Raw genomic sequence first — 16,016 nt, forward strand, 5'->3', positions numbered from 1 at the left:
ATTATGGCAGAGAAAAAACCGGAGCTTCAGCGTGGGCTGGAAGCTCGACATATTGAACTGATCGCGCTGGGCGGGACTATCGGCGTTGGCCTGTTTATGGGCTCGGCAAGCACGCTGAAGTGGGCGGGGCCTTCCGTCCTGCTGGCGTATATTATTGCCGGGCTGTTCGTCTTCTTCATCATGCGCTCAATGGGCGAAATGCTGTTCCTGGAGCCGGTGACGGGCTCTTTCGCCGTTTACGCCCACCGTTATATGAGCCCGTTCTTTGGCTATCTCACGGCCTGGTCGTACTGGTTTATGTGGATGGCCGTGGGGATTTCGGAGATCACCGCCATCGGGGTCTACGTGCAGTTCTGGTTCCCGGAGATGGCCCAGTGGATACCCGCGCTTATTGCCGTAGGGCTGGTGGCGCTGGCGAACCTTGCCGCCGTTCGTCTTTACGGCGAAATCGAGTTCTGGTTTGCGATGATCAAAGTCACCACCATTATCGTGATGATTGTCGTTGGCCTCGGGGTCATCTTCTTTGGCTTCGGTAACGGCGGGCACGCCATCGGTTTTGGTAACCTGACCGAGCATGGCGGCTTCTTTGCGGGCGGCTGGAAGGGCTTCCTGACGGCGCTCTGTATCGTGGTGGCATCCTATCAAGGCGTAGAGCTAATCGGGATCACCGCAGGTGAAGCGAAAAACCCGCAGGTGACGCTGCGTAGCGCGGTAGGCAAGGTGCTGTGGCGTATCCTGATTTTCTATGTAGGCGCCATCTTCGTTATCGTGACCATTTTCCCGTGGAACGAAATTGGCACGACCGGCAGCCCGTTTGTTTTAACCTTTGCAAAGATTGGCATCACGGCGGCGGCCGCGATTATCAACTTTGTGGTGCTGACGGCGGCGCTTTCCGGCTGTAACAGCGGAATGTACAGCTGCGGGCGCATGCTTTACGCGCTCTCGCAAAACAAACAGCTGCCGGCAGTGATGGGCAAAGTCTCCCGCGTGGGTGTCCCCGTGGCGGGTGTGGCGGTATCGATTGTCATTCTGCTGATCGGTTCTTGCCTGAACTACATCATCCCCAATCCGCAGCGCGTGTTCGTTTACGTCTACAGCGCCAGCGTACTGCCGGGTATGGTGCCGTGGTTTGTGATTCTGATTAGCCAGCTGCGTTTTCGTCAGGCGCACAGGCAGGCGATTGCCAGCCATCCATTCCGCTCCATTTTGTTCCCGTATGCAAACTATTTGACGATGGCGTTCCTGATTTGCGTATTAATTGGAATGTACTTTAATGAAGATACCCGCATGTCGCTGTTTGTCGGGATGATCTTCCTGGCCGCCGTGACGGCTGCCTATAAGCTTTTTGGCCTGGGTCGCCGCGGCTCCGCCCATAAAGTGGAGGAATAAGCGGCAAAATGTGCAAACCATAACCAAACGCGCATTTTTTTCAAAAAAGCACTAGACAGCGGGGACGGAGGTACGTAATATCCAGCCCCGCAACGGCGCTAAGCGCCCGTAGCTCAGCTGGATAGAGCGCTGCCCTCCGGAGGCAGAGGTCTCAGGTTCGAATCCTGTCGGGCGCGCCATTTTAGTCCCGGCGCTAGAGCTGCGGTGGTCTGAGAAGTAGTCAGAACCGCGTGAAAGAATACAGTGGTGGCTATAGCTCAGTTGGTAGAGCCCTGGATTGTGATTCCAGTTGTCGTGGGTTCGAATCCCATTAGCCACCCCATTATTGAAAGAGTTGTGAATTGCGAAGGTGGCGGAATTGGTAGACGCGCTAGCTTCAGGTGTTAGTGTTCTTACGGACGTGGGGGTTCAAGTCCCCCCCCTCGCACCACGACTTTTAATGAATTGAACTAAAAATTCAAAAAAGCAGTACATCGGCGAGTAGCGCAGCTTGGTAGCGCAACTGGTTTGGGACCAGTGGGTCGGAGGTTCGAATCCTCTCTCGCCGACCAATTTTGAACCCCGCTTCGGCGGGGTTTTTTGTTTTCTGCGCTTTTTCGCTTTTTCATCCTGTAGCCATCCCCCGACAACACCCTGCATCCTTGTCGCGATTCAGCGACATATAACTCATTAATAACAAAGAAATTTTTATTTTTTCACTTTAAGCGTCTCCTGCTGACGACAGATCGCCGCCCTTAACGCGATGTTGTACGGCGTAAGGCGGTTCTTAACAGCATAATTTCCTTTTATCTTAAAATGTTGCGTGATGTAAAAGTTCTGTGTGTAAACCTGGCACAATACGTGCAATAATACAGGGGTAGATGCTCATTCCATCTCTTATGCTCGCCTCAGGGCCTCATAAACTCAGGAATGACGCAGAGCCGTTTACGGTGCTTATCGTCCACTGACAGATGTCGCTTCGGCCTCATCAAACACCATGGACACAACGTTGAGTGAAGCACCACATATGTTGTCTTACAGACCTGTTTTAACGCCTGCTTTTATAGCAGGCGTTTTTTTATGCCTAAAAAAAGGAGGCCATCTGGCCTCCTTGTAATCTACTGCTGCGTTCCGTTGTTCTGTAGCGTCAGCAGAAGTCCATCACGTCGCATGGCTGCGGCCTCTTCCGGCTTGTGCTGCTTGTCCAGCGAATCAGCAAGCCAGGCGTAGTCAAATGCGTCCGGGCGCTGCTTCAGCGCTGCGCGGAAGGCGAGGCTTGCCTCCTGCCACTCGCCGTGCTTCATCAGTGACTGGCCCAGCGTACTCCACAGCAGCGGACGATCGCCGACGGTTTTGATCTGCTGGCGCAGTACTTTTTCGATCTGCTCAGGATTATTGGTCTTCAGGCGCGGGATCACCATTACCAGGCGGTCATCATACTGTCGCTTGAGACCGTCGAGGAGGATCTCCTGCGCGGTGTCATGGTCGTCACACTCAATCAGATGTTCGGCCATCGCCACCTGGAGAGGGACCTGCTGGCGCGTTTTGCGGCTCTGGTTTTTCCACCAGGCCTTCAGCCCGTCGCTGCCAAGATCGGCACGCGCCTGATCCATCAGGCCAATCCACGCCAGACGCTGAAGTTCATCACGGTGTTCATCATCGCCCACGTCGGCTTTCGCCATGGAAGGGATAATGTCCAGCAGCGATCCCCACGCACCGGTCCGGATGTATGCCTGCTCAGCAAGACGCAGCACTTCCGGATGACGAGGCGTAATTTCCAGCAGACGGTCAACGCCGTGGCGTGCCGCATGGTTTTCATTCCGCGCCAGTTGCAGACGAACGCGGGTGATCTCAACCGGAATCGGATCCTTAGTAGAAAGCTCAGAGGCGCGTTCAAGATGCTGATTGGCGCGGGCCTCATCGCCTCGCTGCTGCGCCGCCTCAGCGGCCAGCAGATAGTTCACAACCGGCTGTTCTGCATGGTCGGCATTTTTCGACATCAGCTTTTCAACCTGCTGATAATCGCCTTCGGCCAGCTTCAGCAGCGCCTGCTCGGTCTGTTTACGGGCGCGACGGCGCTTACGGCCAACGAACCAGCCGCGGGTATGCGCGCCGGTACGGAAAATACGACGCAGGATCCACTCCACGGCCAGCAGAACGACCACACCCAGGATCAGGATAATCACCAGCCCGGTCACGCTGGTTTCGATGTTGTAGTTATCGGTCTGGATCAGTACGTAACCCTGGTGACCCGCGAGCATCGGCCCCAGCACAACCCCGGCGATCAGCAGGATGAAGAGTAAGAAGACTTTTAGCATCATTACTCTCCTTGCGGCGCGCTTTCAGGCGCTGGCGCGGCGGCAGGTGCTTCAGCCGGGCGCTCTGCCGGAACGCCCGGCTGGGCCAGCAGGTTACGCACGCGCGTCTGCATGATCTTTTCCAGAATCGGCTGGCTCTCCAGTTTGTCCGGCACGTTCATGGTGATGTTTTGCTGGCTTAGCTTGTCGATATCCTCAAGGAACGCGGTCGTGGTTGCGTCATTGGTATCGTAGTAAGCGCGGACCCAGGTGGATACGTTATCCAGAGCCTGTTTGTAGGTCTCTTCCTGGTGGCGCGGTACGGCCTGAGAAGCCACCAGCAGGCGGGAGCGAATGTTTTCGCGCAGATAGACGTCCTGGTTCGGCGCCAGCAGCGGCACGGCCGTTTCATCGCGGCGGCGAACGGTAATGAAGCTGTCCATAAAGTTCTGCCAGCTCTTTTGCAGGTTGATACGCCACTCGCTCAGGGAGCTGGACAGCTCGGTGCCGTCGGAATCCATTGGGGAGTCGTCGTCGTTGTTGTCCGCCAGCTGAAGGTTATCAATCTGGTTCGAAAGCTGATTCACCTTAAGAATGATACCGTCGTAATCGACCTGAGAAACCGCAGACAGGCTGGCGATATCTTCCGTAATGGCGCGGCGTGCGCCGATCAGGCTCGGATCGTTCATGTCGGCCAGGCTTGCGTCGGCGCTTTTCAGCAGCGCGGCGGCGGTGGTGACATCCTGATCGCTCCAGAGCTTACGTCCGGCCAGCTTCACCAGAAAATCGGCCTGTGAGAGCAGCCAGGTTTTGGCATCGGTCCCGGAAATCGTGGCGACTTTTTCCTGCACTTCGCTCAGCTGCTTGGTCAACGCTTCACGCTTGCTGTTCGCGTCGGCGAGGGCGGCAGCCTGCTGCTTAATCACGCCTTCCAGCTCGGCTTTTTGCGTCTCCTGCGCTTTTTGCAGGGCGGTGATTTGGTTAACCAGCGCGTCGCTGGTGGCCGTCTGGTTGGTGCCCTGTTTCTTCACCAGCCCGTAAAGTCCCACGCCTGCGGCCAGCGCAATCGCGATGGCAATCACGCTCAGCGTAAGGCTGGTTTTGTTGCTGCCGTTTTTCTTCTCAACGGTTTTGTCTGTCGTCTCTGGCTGTGACGTGGTGTCCACAGTCTCCCTGGTCTCTTCAACCACGGCGGAGGATTTTTCGTGTTCCGTCATTATGGCTTCCCATTTGAGAGTTATTGTAATGCGCGCAGCAGCGCATCGTTGTCGGCGTTATCAGCGATCCGAATATCCTGCCAGCCCAGTTCCCGGGCGTGGTTCGCCAGACGCTCGCTGACGACCAGAAGCCGACAGCGGAGTAACCAGTTTTCGCGATACCAAAGCGGGATCAGCGACCAAAGCTGTTGTAACATTTCACCGCTGGTGACCACCAGCGTATTAATGCCGCGCGCGTGCCAGCGCATTGCTTCTTCCGCGCCATCGTAATGTTTCGCACAGCGCTGATAGCACTCCACAAACGTCACGTCTGCACCGCGTTCCCGCAACGTTTCACCCAGCAGTTCGCGGCCACCGTTGCCGCGCAAAATGAGCGCACGCTTTCCGGCAATGGTTTGTAATTCAGGTAATTGTAGCAAGACTTCGCTGATTTCCCGATCTAACGGATAACGAACGTCAATTCCGCTGGCGGTATGTAAGGCCAGCGCGGTGGTGCGCCCGATGGCGAAATAGCGGGGTGTACAGGGCCAGTTAACGCCCTGCTGTTGCAGCTGCGCATGGGCAAACTCAACGGCATGCTGCGACAGGGCAAAGAGCAGATCGCCTTCCTGCAAGGCACGCATCTGGTCAGCGAGCGTAGACAGCTCGCGACCGGGGGAGAATTCAATCAGCGGAAAACTCCAGGCCACCTGCCCCAGTGCGCGCAGACGGCTCACTAACTGCTCTCCTGCGGGAGAAGGGCGGGTGACAAGAATACTCATGTAGGGGGTTCTCCGTTATAGACCTCGGCCAGAATTTCACGCGCGCCGTTATTCAGCAGCTCTTCCGCCAGCGATACGCCAAGCGCTTCGGCATCCTGCGGCCTGCCGCGACGTTCACCGCGAACCATCTGCGAGCCGTCCGGCGCGCCGACCAGCGCACGCAACCACAGTTCACCGTCGGTTAATTCAGCATAGCTGCCAATGGGCACCTGACAGCCGCCTTCGAGACGAGTATTCATCGCACGCTCGGCTTTTACGCGAATGGCGGTGTCGTCATGATTCAGCGGCGCGAGCAGGGTCTGGGTGCGCGCATCATCCAGACGGCATTCAATGCCGACGGCACCCTGACCGACGGCGGGCAGCGACAGCTCCGGCGGCAACGCCACGCGAATGCGTTCCTCCAGCCCCAGGCGTTTCAGGCCCGCAACCGCAAGAATAATGGCATCGTAGTCGCCGTTATCCAGCTTGCCAAGGCGCGTGCCGACGTTACCGCGCAGCGAACGAATCACCAGATCCGGGCGACGCTCCGCCAGCTGACACTGGCGGCGTAAACTTGACGTGCCGACCACGCTGCCCTCTGGCAACGCGTCGAGCGACGCATAGCGGTTAGAGACAAACGCATCGCGCGGATCCTCGCGCTCGCAGATAGTCACCAGCCCCAGCCCTTCCGGGAACTCAACGGGCACGTCTTTCATCGAATGCACGGCGATATCGGCGCGGTTCTCAAGCAATGCCAGTTCCAGCTCTTTGACAAACAGGCCCTTGCCGCCCACTTTCGCCAGCGGCGTATCGAGGATTACGTCACCGCGCGTGACCATTGGCACCAGCTCAACGCGTAATCCGGTGTGGCAGGCTTCCAGGCGCTGCTTAACATAATGTGCCTGCCAGAGCGCAAGGGGACTTTGGCGTGTGGCAATTCTCAAAACATTGTCTAACATGCTTGTTACCGTCATTATCAATCGCTAACCATCCTAACATTGTTGACACTCGGATGGCAGTTTTACGGTTGATGAAGCGCGAGAGGGACAGGGCGGCGTACGCGTCAGCCACCGCCGTATTCAGGAATTTACACGTACAGAACGGTGCTACACTTGTATGTAGCGCATCTTTCTTTACGGTCAACCGGCAAGGTGTTAAATTGATCACGTTTTAGACCATTTTTTCGTCTGTACCACCAGAAAAGCAAAAGGCGAAAGAAGGGTAACGGTTATTTTTTGAAATACTGCGGGTCCGCTGCTTTTTCTGTTTTGACTGGCGTGCGACACCCGGAAACATCAGGCGATACGTCTTGTACCTCTATATTGAGACTCTGAAACAGAGACTGGATGCCATCAATCAATTGCGCGTGGATCGCGCGCTTGCTGCCATGGGACCTGCTTTCCAGCAGGTATACAGTCTACTGCCGACATTGTTGCACTATCACCATCCGCTAATGCCGGGTTACCTCGATGGTAACGTTCCCCAGGGCATTTGCCTCTTCACGCCTGATGAAACCCAACAGCATTACCTGACCGAACTTGAGCTCTACCGTGGTATGCCGCCGCAGGATTCGCCGAAAGGCGAGCTGCCGATTACCGGGGTTTACTCGATGGGCAGTACCTCATCGGTTGGGCAAAGCTGTTCTTCTGACCTGGATATCTGGGTCTGCCATCAGTCCTGGCTCGACAATGAAGAGCGCCAGCTGTTGCAGCGTAAATGCAGCCTGCTGGAGAGCTGGGCGGCGTCGCTCGGCGTGGAAGTAAGCTTCTTCCTGATTGATGAAAACCGTTTCCGCCATAACGAAAGCGGCAGTCTGGGTGGTGAAGACTGCGGCTCGACTCAGCACATTCTGTTGCTGGATGAGTTTTACCGTACCGCCGTTCGCCTGGCCGGGAAACGTATTCTGTGGAATATGGTGCCGTGCGATGAAGAAGAGAATTATGACGACTACGTCATGTCGCTTTACTCGCAGGGCGTTCTGACGCCAAACGAGTGGCTGGATCTGGGCGGCCTGAGCTCCCTGTCCGCCGAAGAGTACTTTGGCGCAAGCCTCTGGCAGCTCTATAAGAGCATTGATTCACCGTACAAAGCGGTGCTGAAAACCCTGCTGCTGGAAGCCTACTCCTGGGAATACCCTACGCCGCGTCTGCTGGCGAAAGACATTAAGCAGCGTCTGCACGACGGGGAGATCGTCTCCTACGGGCTTGATGCCTACTGCATGATGCTGGAACGCGTCACCGAATACCTGACGGCCATTGATGACACCACGCGTCTTGACCTGGTGCGTCGATGTTTCTATCTCAAAGTCTGTGAAAAACTGAGCCGTGAGCGCGCCTGCGTTGGCTGGCGTCGTGAAGTGGTCAGCCAGTTAGTCAAAGAGTGGGGATGGGACGAAGCGCGTCTCGCCATGCTCGACAACCGCGCCAACTGGAAGATCGATCAGGTGCGTGAGGCGCACAACGAACTGCTTGATGCGATGATGCAAAGCTACCGCAACCTGATCCGCTTTGCCCGCCGCAACAACCTTAGCGTTTCTGCCAGCCCACAGGATATCGGGGTGTTAACCCGTAAGCTGTACGCCGCATTTGAAGCGTTGCCAGGCAAGGTTACGCTGGTTAACCCACAGATTTCGCCTGACCTGTCTGAACCGAATCTGACCTTTATCTACGTGCCGCCGGGCCGCGCGAACCGCACCGGGTGGTATCTGTACAACCGTGCACCAAGCATGGATTCAATCATCAGCCATCAGCCGCTGGAATATAACCGCTACCTGAACAAGCTGGTGGCCTGGGCCTGGTTTAACGGCCTTCTCACCTCACGCACCCGGTTGTTTATCAAGGGCAACGAGGTGGTCGATTTAGCCAAGTTGCAGGAGATGGTGGCGGACGTCTCGCACCACTTCCCGCTGCGCCTGCCTGCGCCGACGCCAAAAGCGCTCTACAGCCCGTGTGAGATCCGCCATCTGGCGATCATCGTCAACCTGGAATACGACCCGACGGCGGCCTTCCGCAATCAGGTGGTCCACTTTGACTTCCGCAAGCTGGACGTCTTTAGCTTCGGCGAGCAGCAAAACTGCCTGGTGGGCAGCGTGGATCTGCTGTACCGCAACTCGTGGAACGAAGTGCGCACCCTGCACTTCAACGGCGAGCAGGCGATGATCGAAGCGCTGAAAACCATTCTCGGCAAGATGCACCAGGACGCCGCGCCGCCGGACAGCGTGGAAGTGTTCTGCTACAGCCAGCACCTGCGCGGCCTGATTCGTACCCGCGTGCAGCAGCTGGTGTCTGAGTGCATCGAACTGCGCCTCTCCAGCACCCGCCAGGAAACCGGGCGCTTTAAAGCGCTGCGCGTCTCCGGCCAGACCTGGGGCCTGTTCTTTGAGCGCCTGAACGTGTCGGTACAGAAGCTGGAAAACGCCATTGAATTCTACGGCGCGATTTCGCACAACAAGCTGCATGGCCTGTCGGTTCAGGTGGAAACCAACCACGTTAAGCTGCCACAGGTGGTGGATGGCTTTGCGAGTGAAGGGATCATTCAGTTCTTCTTTGAAGAGTCGGGCGATAACGCCGGGTTTAATATCTACATTCTGGATGAAACCAACCGCGCCGAGGTGTATCACCACTGTGAAGGCAGTAAAGAGGAGCTGGTGCGCGACGTCAGCCGCTTCTATTCGTCCTCGCACGATCGCTTTACCTACGGCTCAAGCTTTATCAACTTCAACCTGCCGCAGTTCTACCAGATTGTGAACGTAGATGGCCGGGCGCAGGTGATCCCGTTCCGTACGCAGGCAATTACCCCTGCGGCGCCTGCGAATCAGGATACCGCACCGCTGTTACAGCAGTATTTCTCCTGAGCCTTTTCGCCGGGCGGCGCTTACGCTTACCCGGCCTACGGTCCGAGCCTTTTCGCCGGGCGGCGCTTACGCTTACCCGGCCTACGGTCCGAGCCGTTGTAGGCCCGGTAAGGCGTAGCCGCCACCGGGCAACAAAACTACCTGAAACTCACGTTCTCGCCCGCCTGCGCGGTTGCAGCCTGTTCCAGCAGATCCCAGAACGTTTCGCCGCTGCGATCGCAAACCCACTCGTCACCTTTCAGGTCAAAGTGATAACCGCCCTGTTTAGCCGCCAGCCACACCTGGTGAAGCGGCTCCTGACGGTTAATAATAATTTTGCTGCCGTTTTCGAAGCTTAAGGTCAGGATCCCGCCGTTGATTTCACAATCGATATCGCTGTCGCCGTCCCAGTCGTCGATACGCTCTTCGATGGTCATCCACAGGGTATCGGCGAGGCGATGAAATTCACTGTCGTTCATGGTTTTATTCCTGTTTTTCGTGATGGCGGCAGTATAACGCTAAATAATTCCCGTTGCAGGAAAGCGGCAAACTCTTGCTTTTGTGTCTTCTCCTGCGATGATAGAAACAGATTTGAACTTACGGGCAACCTCTACATGAAAAACGTCTTTCGAACGCTTGCCGTTCTTGTCACTCTGTTTAGCCTGACCGGCTGTGGACTGAAGGGACCACTTTACTTCCCGCCAGAGGATAAAAACGCACCACCGCCGACAAAACCGGTGCAAAGTGGTATCGAGTCATCTACGCCGGATACCAACGATCGCGGCAATAACGGTGGCCCGACTCAGGTCAATCTCTGACGATTACGTTCTGTACCCGCGCAATGGAGCAAATGATGCAGTTCTCTAAAATGCATGGCCTTGGCAACGACTTTATGGTCGTCGACGCGGTAACGCAGAATGTCTTTTTCTCCCCGGAGCTGATCCGTCGTCTGGCGGATCGACACGTGGGCGTGGGGTTTGACCAGCTGCTGGTGGTGGAGCCTCCTTACGATCCTGACCTGGACTTTCACTACCGCATTTTTAACGCCGACGGCAGCGAAGTGTCCCAGTGCGGCAATGGCGCGCGCTGTTTTGCCCGCTTTGTTCGGCTAAAAGGGCTCACCAACAAGCGCGATATCCGCGTCAGCACCGCCAATGGTCGGATGGTGCTCAGCGTCACCGACGACGAACTGGTGCGCGTGAACATGGGCGAGCCAAACTTCGAGCCTTCTGCCGTGCCGTTTCGCGCCAACAAAGCGGAAAAGACCTATATTATGCGCGCCGCCGAGCAGACAGTATTGTGCGGCGTTGTCTCAATGGGTAACCCGCACTGCGTGATTCAGGTGGATGATGTGCAAACCGCCGCGGTCGAAACGCTCGGCCCGGTGCTGGAAAGCCACGAGCGCTTCCCGGAGCGGGCGAACATCGGTTTCATGCAGGTGGTGAAGCGTGAACACATTCGCCTGCGGGTTTACGAGCGCGGCGCGGGCGAAACCCAGGCCTGTGGAAGCGGTGCCTGTGCGGCGGTGGCCGTGGGCATCTCGCAGGGGTTACTGGCAGAAGAGGTTCGCGTGGAATTACCGGGCGGGCGTCTTGATATCGCCTGGAAAGGAGCGGGTCATCCACTGTACATGACTGGCCCGGCGACACATGTTTATGACGGGTTTATCCATCTATGAAGCAACCAGGGGAAGAACTGCGGGAACCCTTAACGGAGCTGGACGACAGCGCCGTTGTGGATTACCTGCTGCACAATCCTGAGTTTTTTATCCGCAATGCACGCGTCGTCGAACGGATGCGCGTGCCGCATCCGGTTCGCGAGACCGTGTCGCTGGTTGAATGGCACATGGCGCGCTCGCGCAATCACATCCATCAGCTCGAAGAGAACATGACGCTGCTGATGGAGCAGGCCAGCAATAACGAAAGCCTGTTCCACCGTCTTCTGCACCTCCAGGCGCGCCTGGCGTCTGCGCACAGTCTCGAAGAGTTTCTCAACCGCTTCCACCGCTGGGCGCGCGAGCTGGGGCTGGCAGGCGCAACTCTCCGCCTGTTCCCTGACCGCTGGCGCATTGGCGCGCCGTCCGGGTTTACCCATCTGGCGCTTAGCCGTCAGGCATTTGAGCCGCTGCGCATTCAGCGTCTGGGCCATGAGCACCACTATCTGGGGCCGCTTAATGGACCAGAGTTGCTGGTGGTGTTGCCGGAAGCCAAAGCTATTGGCTCGGTGGCGATGTCGCTGATGGGGCGTGATGGTGACCTGGGCGTGATGTTGTTTACCAGCCGCGACGCGCATCATTATGAGCAGGGGCAGGGCACGCAGCTGCTACAGGAAATCGCCCTGATGCTGCCTGAGCTGCTGGAGCGCTGGATTGAGCGCGTATGACGGACGCACTGCTTGCCACTGACGTCTCGCGTTTTCTGCGCTATCTGGGCGTAGAGCGCCAGCTTAGCCCCATTACGCTGCTCAACTATCAGCGTCAGCTTGATGCCATCATGCAGATTGCCGATGAAATCGGCCTGAAAAGCTGGCAACAATGTGACGCCGCCACGGTACGCGGGTTCGTCGTGCGTAGCCGTAAAAAAAACTTAAGCCCGGCGAGCCTGGCGCTCCGGCTCTCTGCCCTGCGCAGCTTTTTCGACTGGCTGGTCAGTCAGGGCAAGCTGAAAGCTAACCCGGCAAAAGGGATCGCCACGCCAAAAGCCCCACGCCATCTGCCGAAAAATATCGACGTCGACGACGTAAACCGCCTGCTGGATATCGATCTTAACGATCCGCTGGCCGTGCGCGATCGCGCGATGCTGGAGGTGATGTACGGTGCCGGGCTGCGTCTGTCCGAGCTGGTCAATCTCGATATAAAACATCTCGACCTGGAAACGGGCGAAGTGTGGGTGATGGGCAAGGGCAGCAAAGAGCGCCGCCTGCCGATTGGCCGCAACGCCGTCTCCTGGATTGAGCACTGGCTGGATCTGCGCGGGCTGTTTGGCGCCGAAGAAGATGCGCTGTTTTTGTCGAAGCTTGGCAAGCGGATCTCCGCGCGTAACGTGCAGAAACGCTTTGCGGAGTGGGGCATTAAGCAGGGGCTGAACAGCCACGTGCATCCGCACAAGCTGCGCCACTCCTTTGCGACGCACATGCTGGAATCAAGCGGCGACCTGCGCGGCGTGCAGGAGCTGCTCGGCCACGCGAATCTGTCGACCACCCAAATCTATACCCATTTAGACTTCCAACACCTTGCCTCGGTGTATGACGCGGCGCATCCACGCGCCAAACGGGGGAAATAATGCGTTTTTACCGCCCACTCGGCCAGATATCAGCCCTGACATTTGACCTTGATGACACTCTTTACGATAACCGTCCGGTGATCCTGCGTACCGAGCAGGAGTCGCTGACGTTTGTGCAGAACTACCATCCTGCGCTGAAAGCGATGCAGAACAAAGACTTCCAGCAGCTGCGTCAGTCCCTGCGGGAAACCGAACCGGAGATTTACCACGACGTGACCGAATGGCGTCGCCGTGCGGTTGAGCAGGCGATGCTCAACGCCGGCCTGAGCGCGCAGGATGCGGCCACGGGGGCCGAAGCGGCCATGGAAAACTTCGCCAAATGGCGCAGCCGCATCGATGTGCCGCAGGAGACACACGACACGCTGGCGAAACTGGCCAGTAAGTGGCCGCTGGTGGCCATCACCAACGGCAACGCTCAGCCCGAGCTGTTCGGCTTAGGTGACTATTTTCAGTTCGTGCTGCGCGCGGGCCCGCACGGGCGCTCGAAGCCGTTTAACGATATGTATCACCTGGCGGCGGAAAAACTGGATTTGCCGCTCGGCGAAATCCTGCACGTGGGCGATGACCTGACCACGGACGTCGCCGGGGCGATCCGCTGCGGCATGCAGGCCTGCTGGATCAAGCCGGAAAACGCCGATCTGATGACCACCCTGGACAGCCGTCTTCTGCCGCACGTGGAAATTTCGCGGTTGGCATCCCTCACGACGCTGATATAATCATCAATTGTTCTGTATAAATTAACAGGGTTTTGGCGAATGGAAACATTTGCCTGCCCGACATGACGTGACGGTGCCAATGGACGTTTCTTACCTGCTCGACAGCCTTAATGATAAACAACGTGATGCGGTTGCCGCCTCGCGTACAAACCTGCTGGTACTGGCTGGAGCGGGCAGTGGTAAGACGCGCGTGCTGGTTCACCGTATCGCCTGGCTCCAGAGCGTGGAGAACTGCTCGCCGTACTCAATTATGGCCGTGACGTTTACCAACAAGGCGGCGGCAGAGATGCGCCACCGTATCGCACAGCTGATGGGCACCAGCCAGGGCGGCATGTGGGTTGGCACCTTCCACGGCCTGGCGCACCGTCTGCTGCGCGCGCACCATATGGACGCTAACCTGCCGCAGGATTTCCAGATCCTCGACAGCGAAGATCAGCTGCGCCTGCTGAAGCGCCTGATCAAGGCGATGAACCTCGACGAGAAGCAGTGGCCTCCGCGTCAGGCGATGTGGTACATCAACGGTCAGAAAGATGAAGGTTTGCGCCCGCACCATATCCAGAGCTTCGGTAATCCGGTCGAGCAGACCTGGCAGAACGTCTACAAGGCCTATCAGGAAGCGTGCGACCGCGCCGGCCTGGTGGATTTCGCCGAGCTGCTGCTGCGCGCCCATGAGCTGTGGCTCAACAAACCGCATATCCTGCAACACTACCGTGAACGCTTCACCAACATCCTGGTGGACGAATTCCAGGATACCAACAACATCCAGTACGCGTGGATCCGCCTGCTGGCCGGTGATACCGGCAAGGTGATGATCGTCGGCGATGACGACCAGTCTATCTATGGCTGGCGCGGCGCGCAGGTGGAAAACATCCAGCGCTTCCTCAACGATTTCCCCGGCGCGCAAACCATCCGTCTGGAGCAGAACTACCGCTCAACCAGCAATATTCTGAGCGCGGCCAACGCCCTGATTGAGAACAACAACGGGCGCCTGGGTAAAAAGCTGTGGACCGACGGCGTCGACGGCGAACCTATTTCGATTTACTGCGCCTTCAACGAACTCGACGAAGCGCGCTTCGTGGTGAACCGCATTAAAACCTGGCAGGACAACGGCGGCGCGCTGGAGCAGTGCGCCATTCTCTATCGCAGCAACGCCCAGTCGCGCGTGCTGGAAGAGGCGCTGTTGCAGGTGAGCATGCCGTACCGTATTTATGGCGGTATGCGCTTCTTCGAACGTCAGGAGATCAAAGATGCGCTCTCGTATCTGCGTCTGATTGCCAACCGTAACGACGATGCGGCGTTTGAGCGCGTGGTGAACACGCCGACGCGCGGCATCGGCGATCGCACGCTGGACGTGGTGCGCCAGGCCTCGCGCGATCGTCAGCTTACGCTGTGGCAGGCGTGCCGCGAGCTGTTGCAGGAAAAAGCCCTCGCCGGACGCGCCGCCAGCGCGTTGCAGCGCTTCCTTGAGTTAATTGACGCGCTGGCGCAGGAAACCGCCGACATGCCGCTGCACGTACAGACCGACCGGGTGATCAAAGATTCCGGCCTGCGCACCATGTACGAGCAGGAAAAAGGCGAAAAGGGGCAGACCCGTATAGAGAACTTAGAGGAACTGGTCACGGCAACGCGCCAGTTCAGCTACAACGAAGAAGACGAAGATCTGATGCCGTTGCAGGCATTCCTCTCTCACGCCGCGCTGGAGGCGGGAGAAGGGCAGGCCGATACCTGGCAGGATGCGGTTCAGCTGATGACCCTGCACTCTGCCAAAGGTCTGGAGTTCCCGCAGGTATTTATCGTCGGGATGGAAGAAGGCATGTTCCCGAGCCAGATGTCGCTGGATGAAGGCGGGCGTCTGGAAGAAGAGCGTCGTCTGGCCTACGTGGGCGTGACCCGTGCGATGCAGAAGCTGACCCTGACCTATGCGGAAACCCGCCGCCTGTACGGGAAAGAGGTGTATCACCGTCCGTCGCGCTTTATCGGCGAGCTGCCCGAAGAGTGCGTGGAAGAGGTGCGCCTGCGCGCCAGCATCAGCCGTCCGGTCAGCCATCAGCGTATGGGGTCGCCAATCTCTGAAACCGACACCGGGTATAAGCTGGGCCAGCGCGTGCGCCACGCTAAATTTGGCGAAGGCACCATCGTCAACCTGGAAGGCAGCGGCGAGCACAGCCGCTTGCAGGTGGCGTTCCAGGGGCAGGGGATCAAATGGCTGGTGGCAGCCTATGCCAGGCTGGAAAGTGTGTAACTTTCAGAAAAATATCACTATTTTGTAATAATCTGCTAGCCTTATACGCTGAAGGTCAATTAATGCCCTTCAGCGTTCCGTTGCGTGTTGACGCCACAGTTATTGCTGGCGTAACATGCGCGCACGATTACGCTAAGAGGACATTCGCCTTGGACACACCCAGTAGATACTGGCTCAATTCCCTGTCATCCAGGAACAACTCCTAAGGCTATCTCCTCTTGCTGATGGCCTTAGTGGTTGTCAGCGACTGCATTTTTCCCGTCGCGCTGAGTCAGGCTGTTTAATGGTCTGAAACCCAATTTGTTTCTGTGTGCCCACCGAAC

14 protein-coding genes and 4 tRNA genes are annotated in these 16,016 nt (G+C 57.4%); 13 read left to right on the forward strand and 5 right to left on the reverse strand.

Annotated features, from left to right (window positions below):
- The first annotated feature begins 3 nt into the window (after positions 1 to 3).
- From INF58_RS08760 to INF58_RS08780, 5 genes are all read left to right on the forward strand, one after another.
- Positions 4 to 1,389 (forward strand): amino acid permease, encoded by a 1,386-nt coding sequence (locus INF58_RS08760; RefSeq protein ID WP_063452166.1) that lies wholly within the window; start codon positions 4 to 6, stop codon positions 1,387 to 1,389.
- 102 nt (positions 1,390 to 1,491) lie between these two features.
- Positions 1,492 to 1,568: transfer RNA gene (locus INF58_RS08765), tRNA-Arg, on the forward strand.
- Positions 1,569 to 1,635: 67 nt separating this feature from the next.
- Positions 1,636 to 1,711: transfer RNA gene (locus INF58_RS08770), tRNA-His, on the forward strand.
- A 21-nt stretch (positions 1,712 to 1,732) separates the two neighbouring features.
- Positions 1,733 to 1,819 (forward strand) — tRNA-Leu (locus INF58_RS08775).
- 44 nt (positions 1,820 to 1,863) lie between these two features.
- Positions 1,864 to 1,940 (forward strand) — tRNA-Pro (locus tag INF58_RS08780).
- A 546-nt stretch (positions 1,941 to 2,486) separates the two neighbouring features.
- Here the strand turns inward: INF58_RS08780 and hemY are convergent.
- From hemY to hemC, 4 genes are read right to left on the reverse strand one after another with little or no spacing between them, the layout of a single operon-like run.
- Positions 2,487 to 3,686 (reverse strand): protoheme IX biogenesis protein HemY, encoded by a 1,200-nt coding sequence (hemY, locus tag INF58_RS08785; RefSeq protein ID WP_193527540.1) that lies wholly within the window; start codon positions 3,684 to 3,686, stop codon positions 2,487 to 2,489.
- 2 nt (positions 3,687 to 3,688) lie between these two features.
- Complete coding sequence (hemX, locus tag INF58_RS08790; protein ID WP_193527524.1) at positions 3,689 to 4,882, reverse strand: uroporphyrinogen-III C-methyltransferase; 1,194 nt, start codon at positions 4,880 to 4,882, stop codon at positions 3,689 to 3,691.
- Positions 4,883 to 4,902: 20 nt separating this feature from the next.
- Positions 4,903 to 5,643, reverse strand: coding sequence for a uroporphyrinogen-III synthase (gene hemD, locus INF58_RS08795; protein ID WP_193527525.1), 741 nt, complete (start codon positions 5,641 to 5,643; stop codon positions 4,903 to 4,905).
- A complete protein-coding gene (gene hemC / locus INF58_RS08800; RefSeq protein ID WP_193527526.1) occupies positions 5,640 to 6,581 on the reverse strand; it encodes a hydroxymethylbilane synthase in 942 nt (313 codons plus the stop codon). The genes hemD and hemC overlap by 4 nt, the downstream gene beginning before the upstream one ends.
- A 350-nt stretch (positions 6,582 to 6,931) precedes the next feature.
- Between hemC and cyaA the strand changes: the two genes are divergently transcribed.
- Positions 6,932 to 9,475 (forward strand): class I adenylate cyclase, encoded by a 2,544-nt coding sequence (gene cyaA / locus INF58_RS08805; RefSeq protein ID WP_063452171.1) that lies wholly within the window; start codon positions 6,932 to 6,934, stop codon positions 9,473 to 9,475.
- 137 nt (positions 9,476 to 9,612) lie between these two features.
- On the opposite strand, the gene cyaY is transcribed toward cyaA, so the two are convergent.
- On the reverse strand, positions 9,613 to 9,933 hold the full coding sequence (gene cyaY, locus INF58_RS08810; protein WP_028014797.1) for an iron donor protein CyaY: 321 nt from the start codon (positions 9,931 to 9,933) through the stop codon (positions 9,613 to 9,615).
- A 135-nt stretch (positions 9,934 to 10,068) separates the two neighbouring features.
- On the opposite strand from cyaY, the gene INF58_RS08815 reads away from it, so the two are divergent.
- From INF58_RS08815 to ysgD, 7 genes are all read left to right on the forward strand, one after another.
- On the forward strand, positions 10,069 to 10,272 hold the full coding sequence (locus tag INF58_RS08815; RefSeq protein WP_006812373.1) for a lipoprotein: 204 nt from the start codon (positions 10,069 to 10,071) through the stop codon (positions 10,270 to 10,272).
- Between the two features lie 35 nt (positions 10,273 to 10,307).
- A complete protein-coding gene (gene dapF / locus INF58_RS08820) occupies positions 10,308 to 11,132 on the forward strand; it encodes a diaminopimelate epimerase (protein ID WP_022646661.1) in 825 nt (274 codons plus the stop codon).
- Complete coding sequence (locus INF58_RS08825) at positions 11,129 to 11,836, forward strand: DUF484 domain-containing protein (RefSeq protein ID WP_063868844.1); 708 nt, start codon at positions 11,129 to 11,131, stop codon at positions 11,834 to 11,836. Before dapF ends, INF58_RS08825 begins: the two co-directional genes overlap by 4 nt.
- Entirely contained in the window at positions 11,833 to 12,735 is a 903-nt protein-coding gene (gene xerC, locus INF58_RS08830; RefSeq protein ID WP_063868846.1) for a tyrosine recombinase XerC, read from the forward strand. Before INF58_RS08825 ends, xerC begins: the two co-directional genes overlap by 4 nt.
- Entirely contained in the window at positions 12,735 to 13,451 is a 717-nt protein-coding gene (yigB, locus tag INF58_RS08835; RefSeq protein ID WP_112792050.1) for a 5-amino-6-(5-phospho-D-ribitylamino)uracil phosphatase YigB, read from the forward strand. The genes xerC and yigB overlap by 1 nt, the downstream gene beginning before the upstream one ends.
- A gap of 79 nt (positions 13,452 to 13,530) precedes the next feature.
- Entirely contained in the window at positions 13,531 to 15,693 is a 2,163-nt protein-coding gene (gene uvrD, locus INF58_RS08840) for a DNA helicase II (RefSeq protein ID WP_063868850.1), read from the forward strand.
- Between the two features lie 149 nt (positions 15,694 to 15,842).
- On the forward strand, positions 15,843 to 15,899 hold the full coding sequence (gene ysgD / locus INF58_RS20940; protein ID WP_212743980.1) for a YsgD/CorL family protein: 57 nt from the start codon (positions 15,843 to 15,845) through the stop codon (positions 15,897 to 15,899).
- The last annotated feature ends 117 nt before the right edge of the window (positions 15,900 to 16,016 follow it).

This window comes from Enterobacter cloacae complex sp. P24RS (assembly GCF_014982165.1).
GTDB lineage: Bacteria > Pseudomonadota > Gammaproteobacteria > Enterobacterales > Enterobacteriaceae > Enterobacter > Enterobacter quasihormaechei.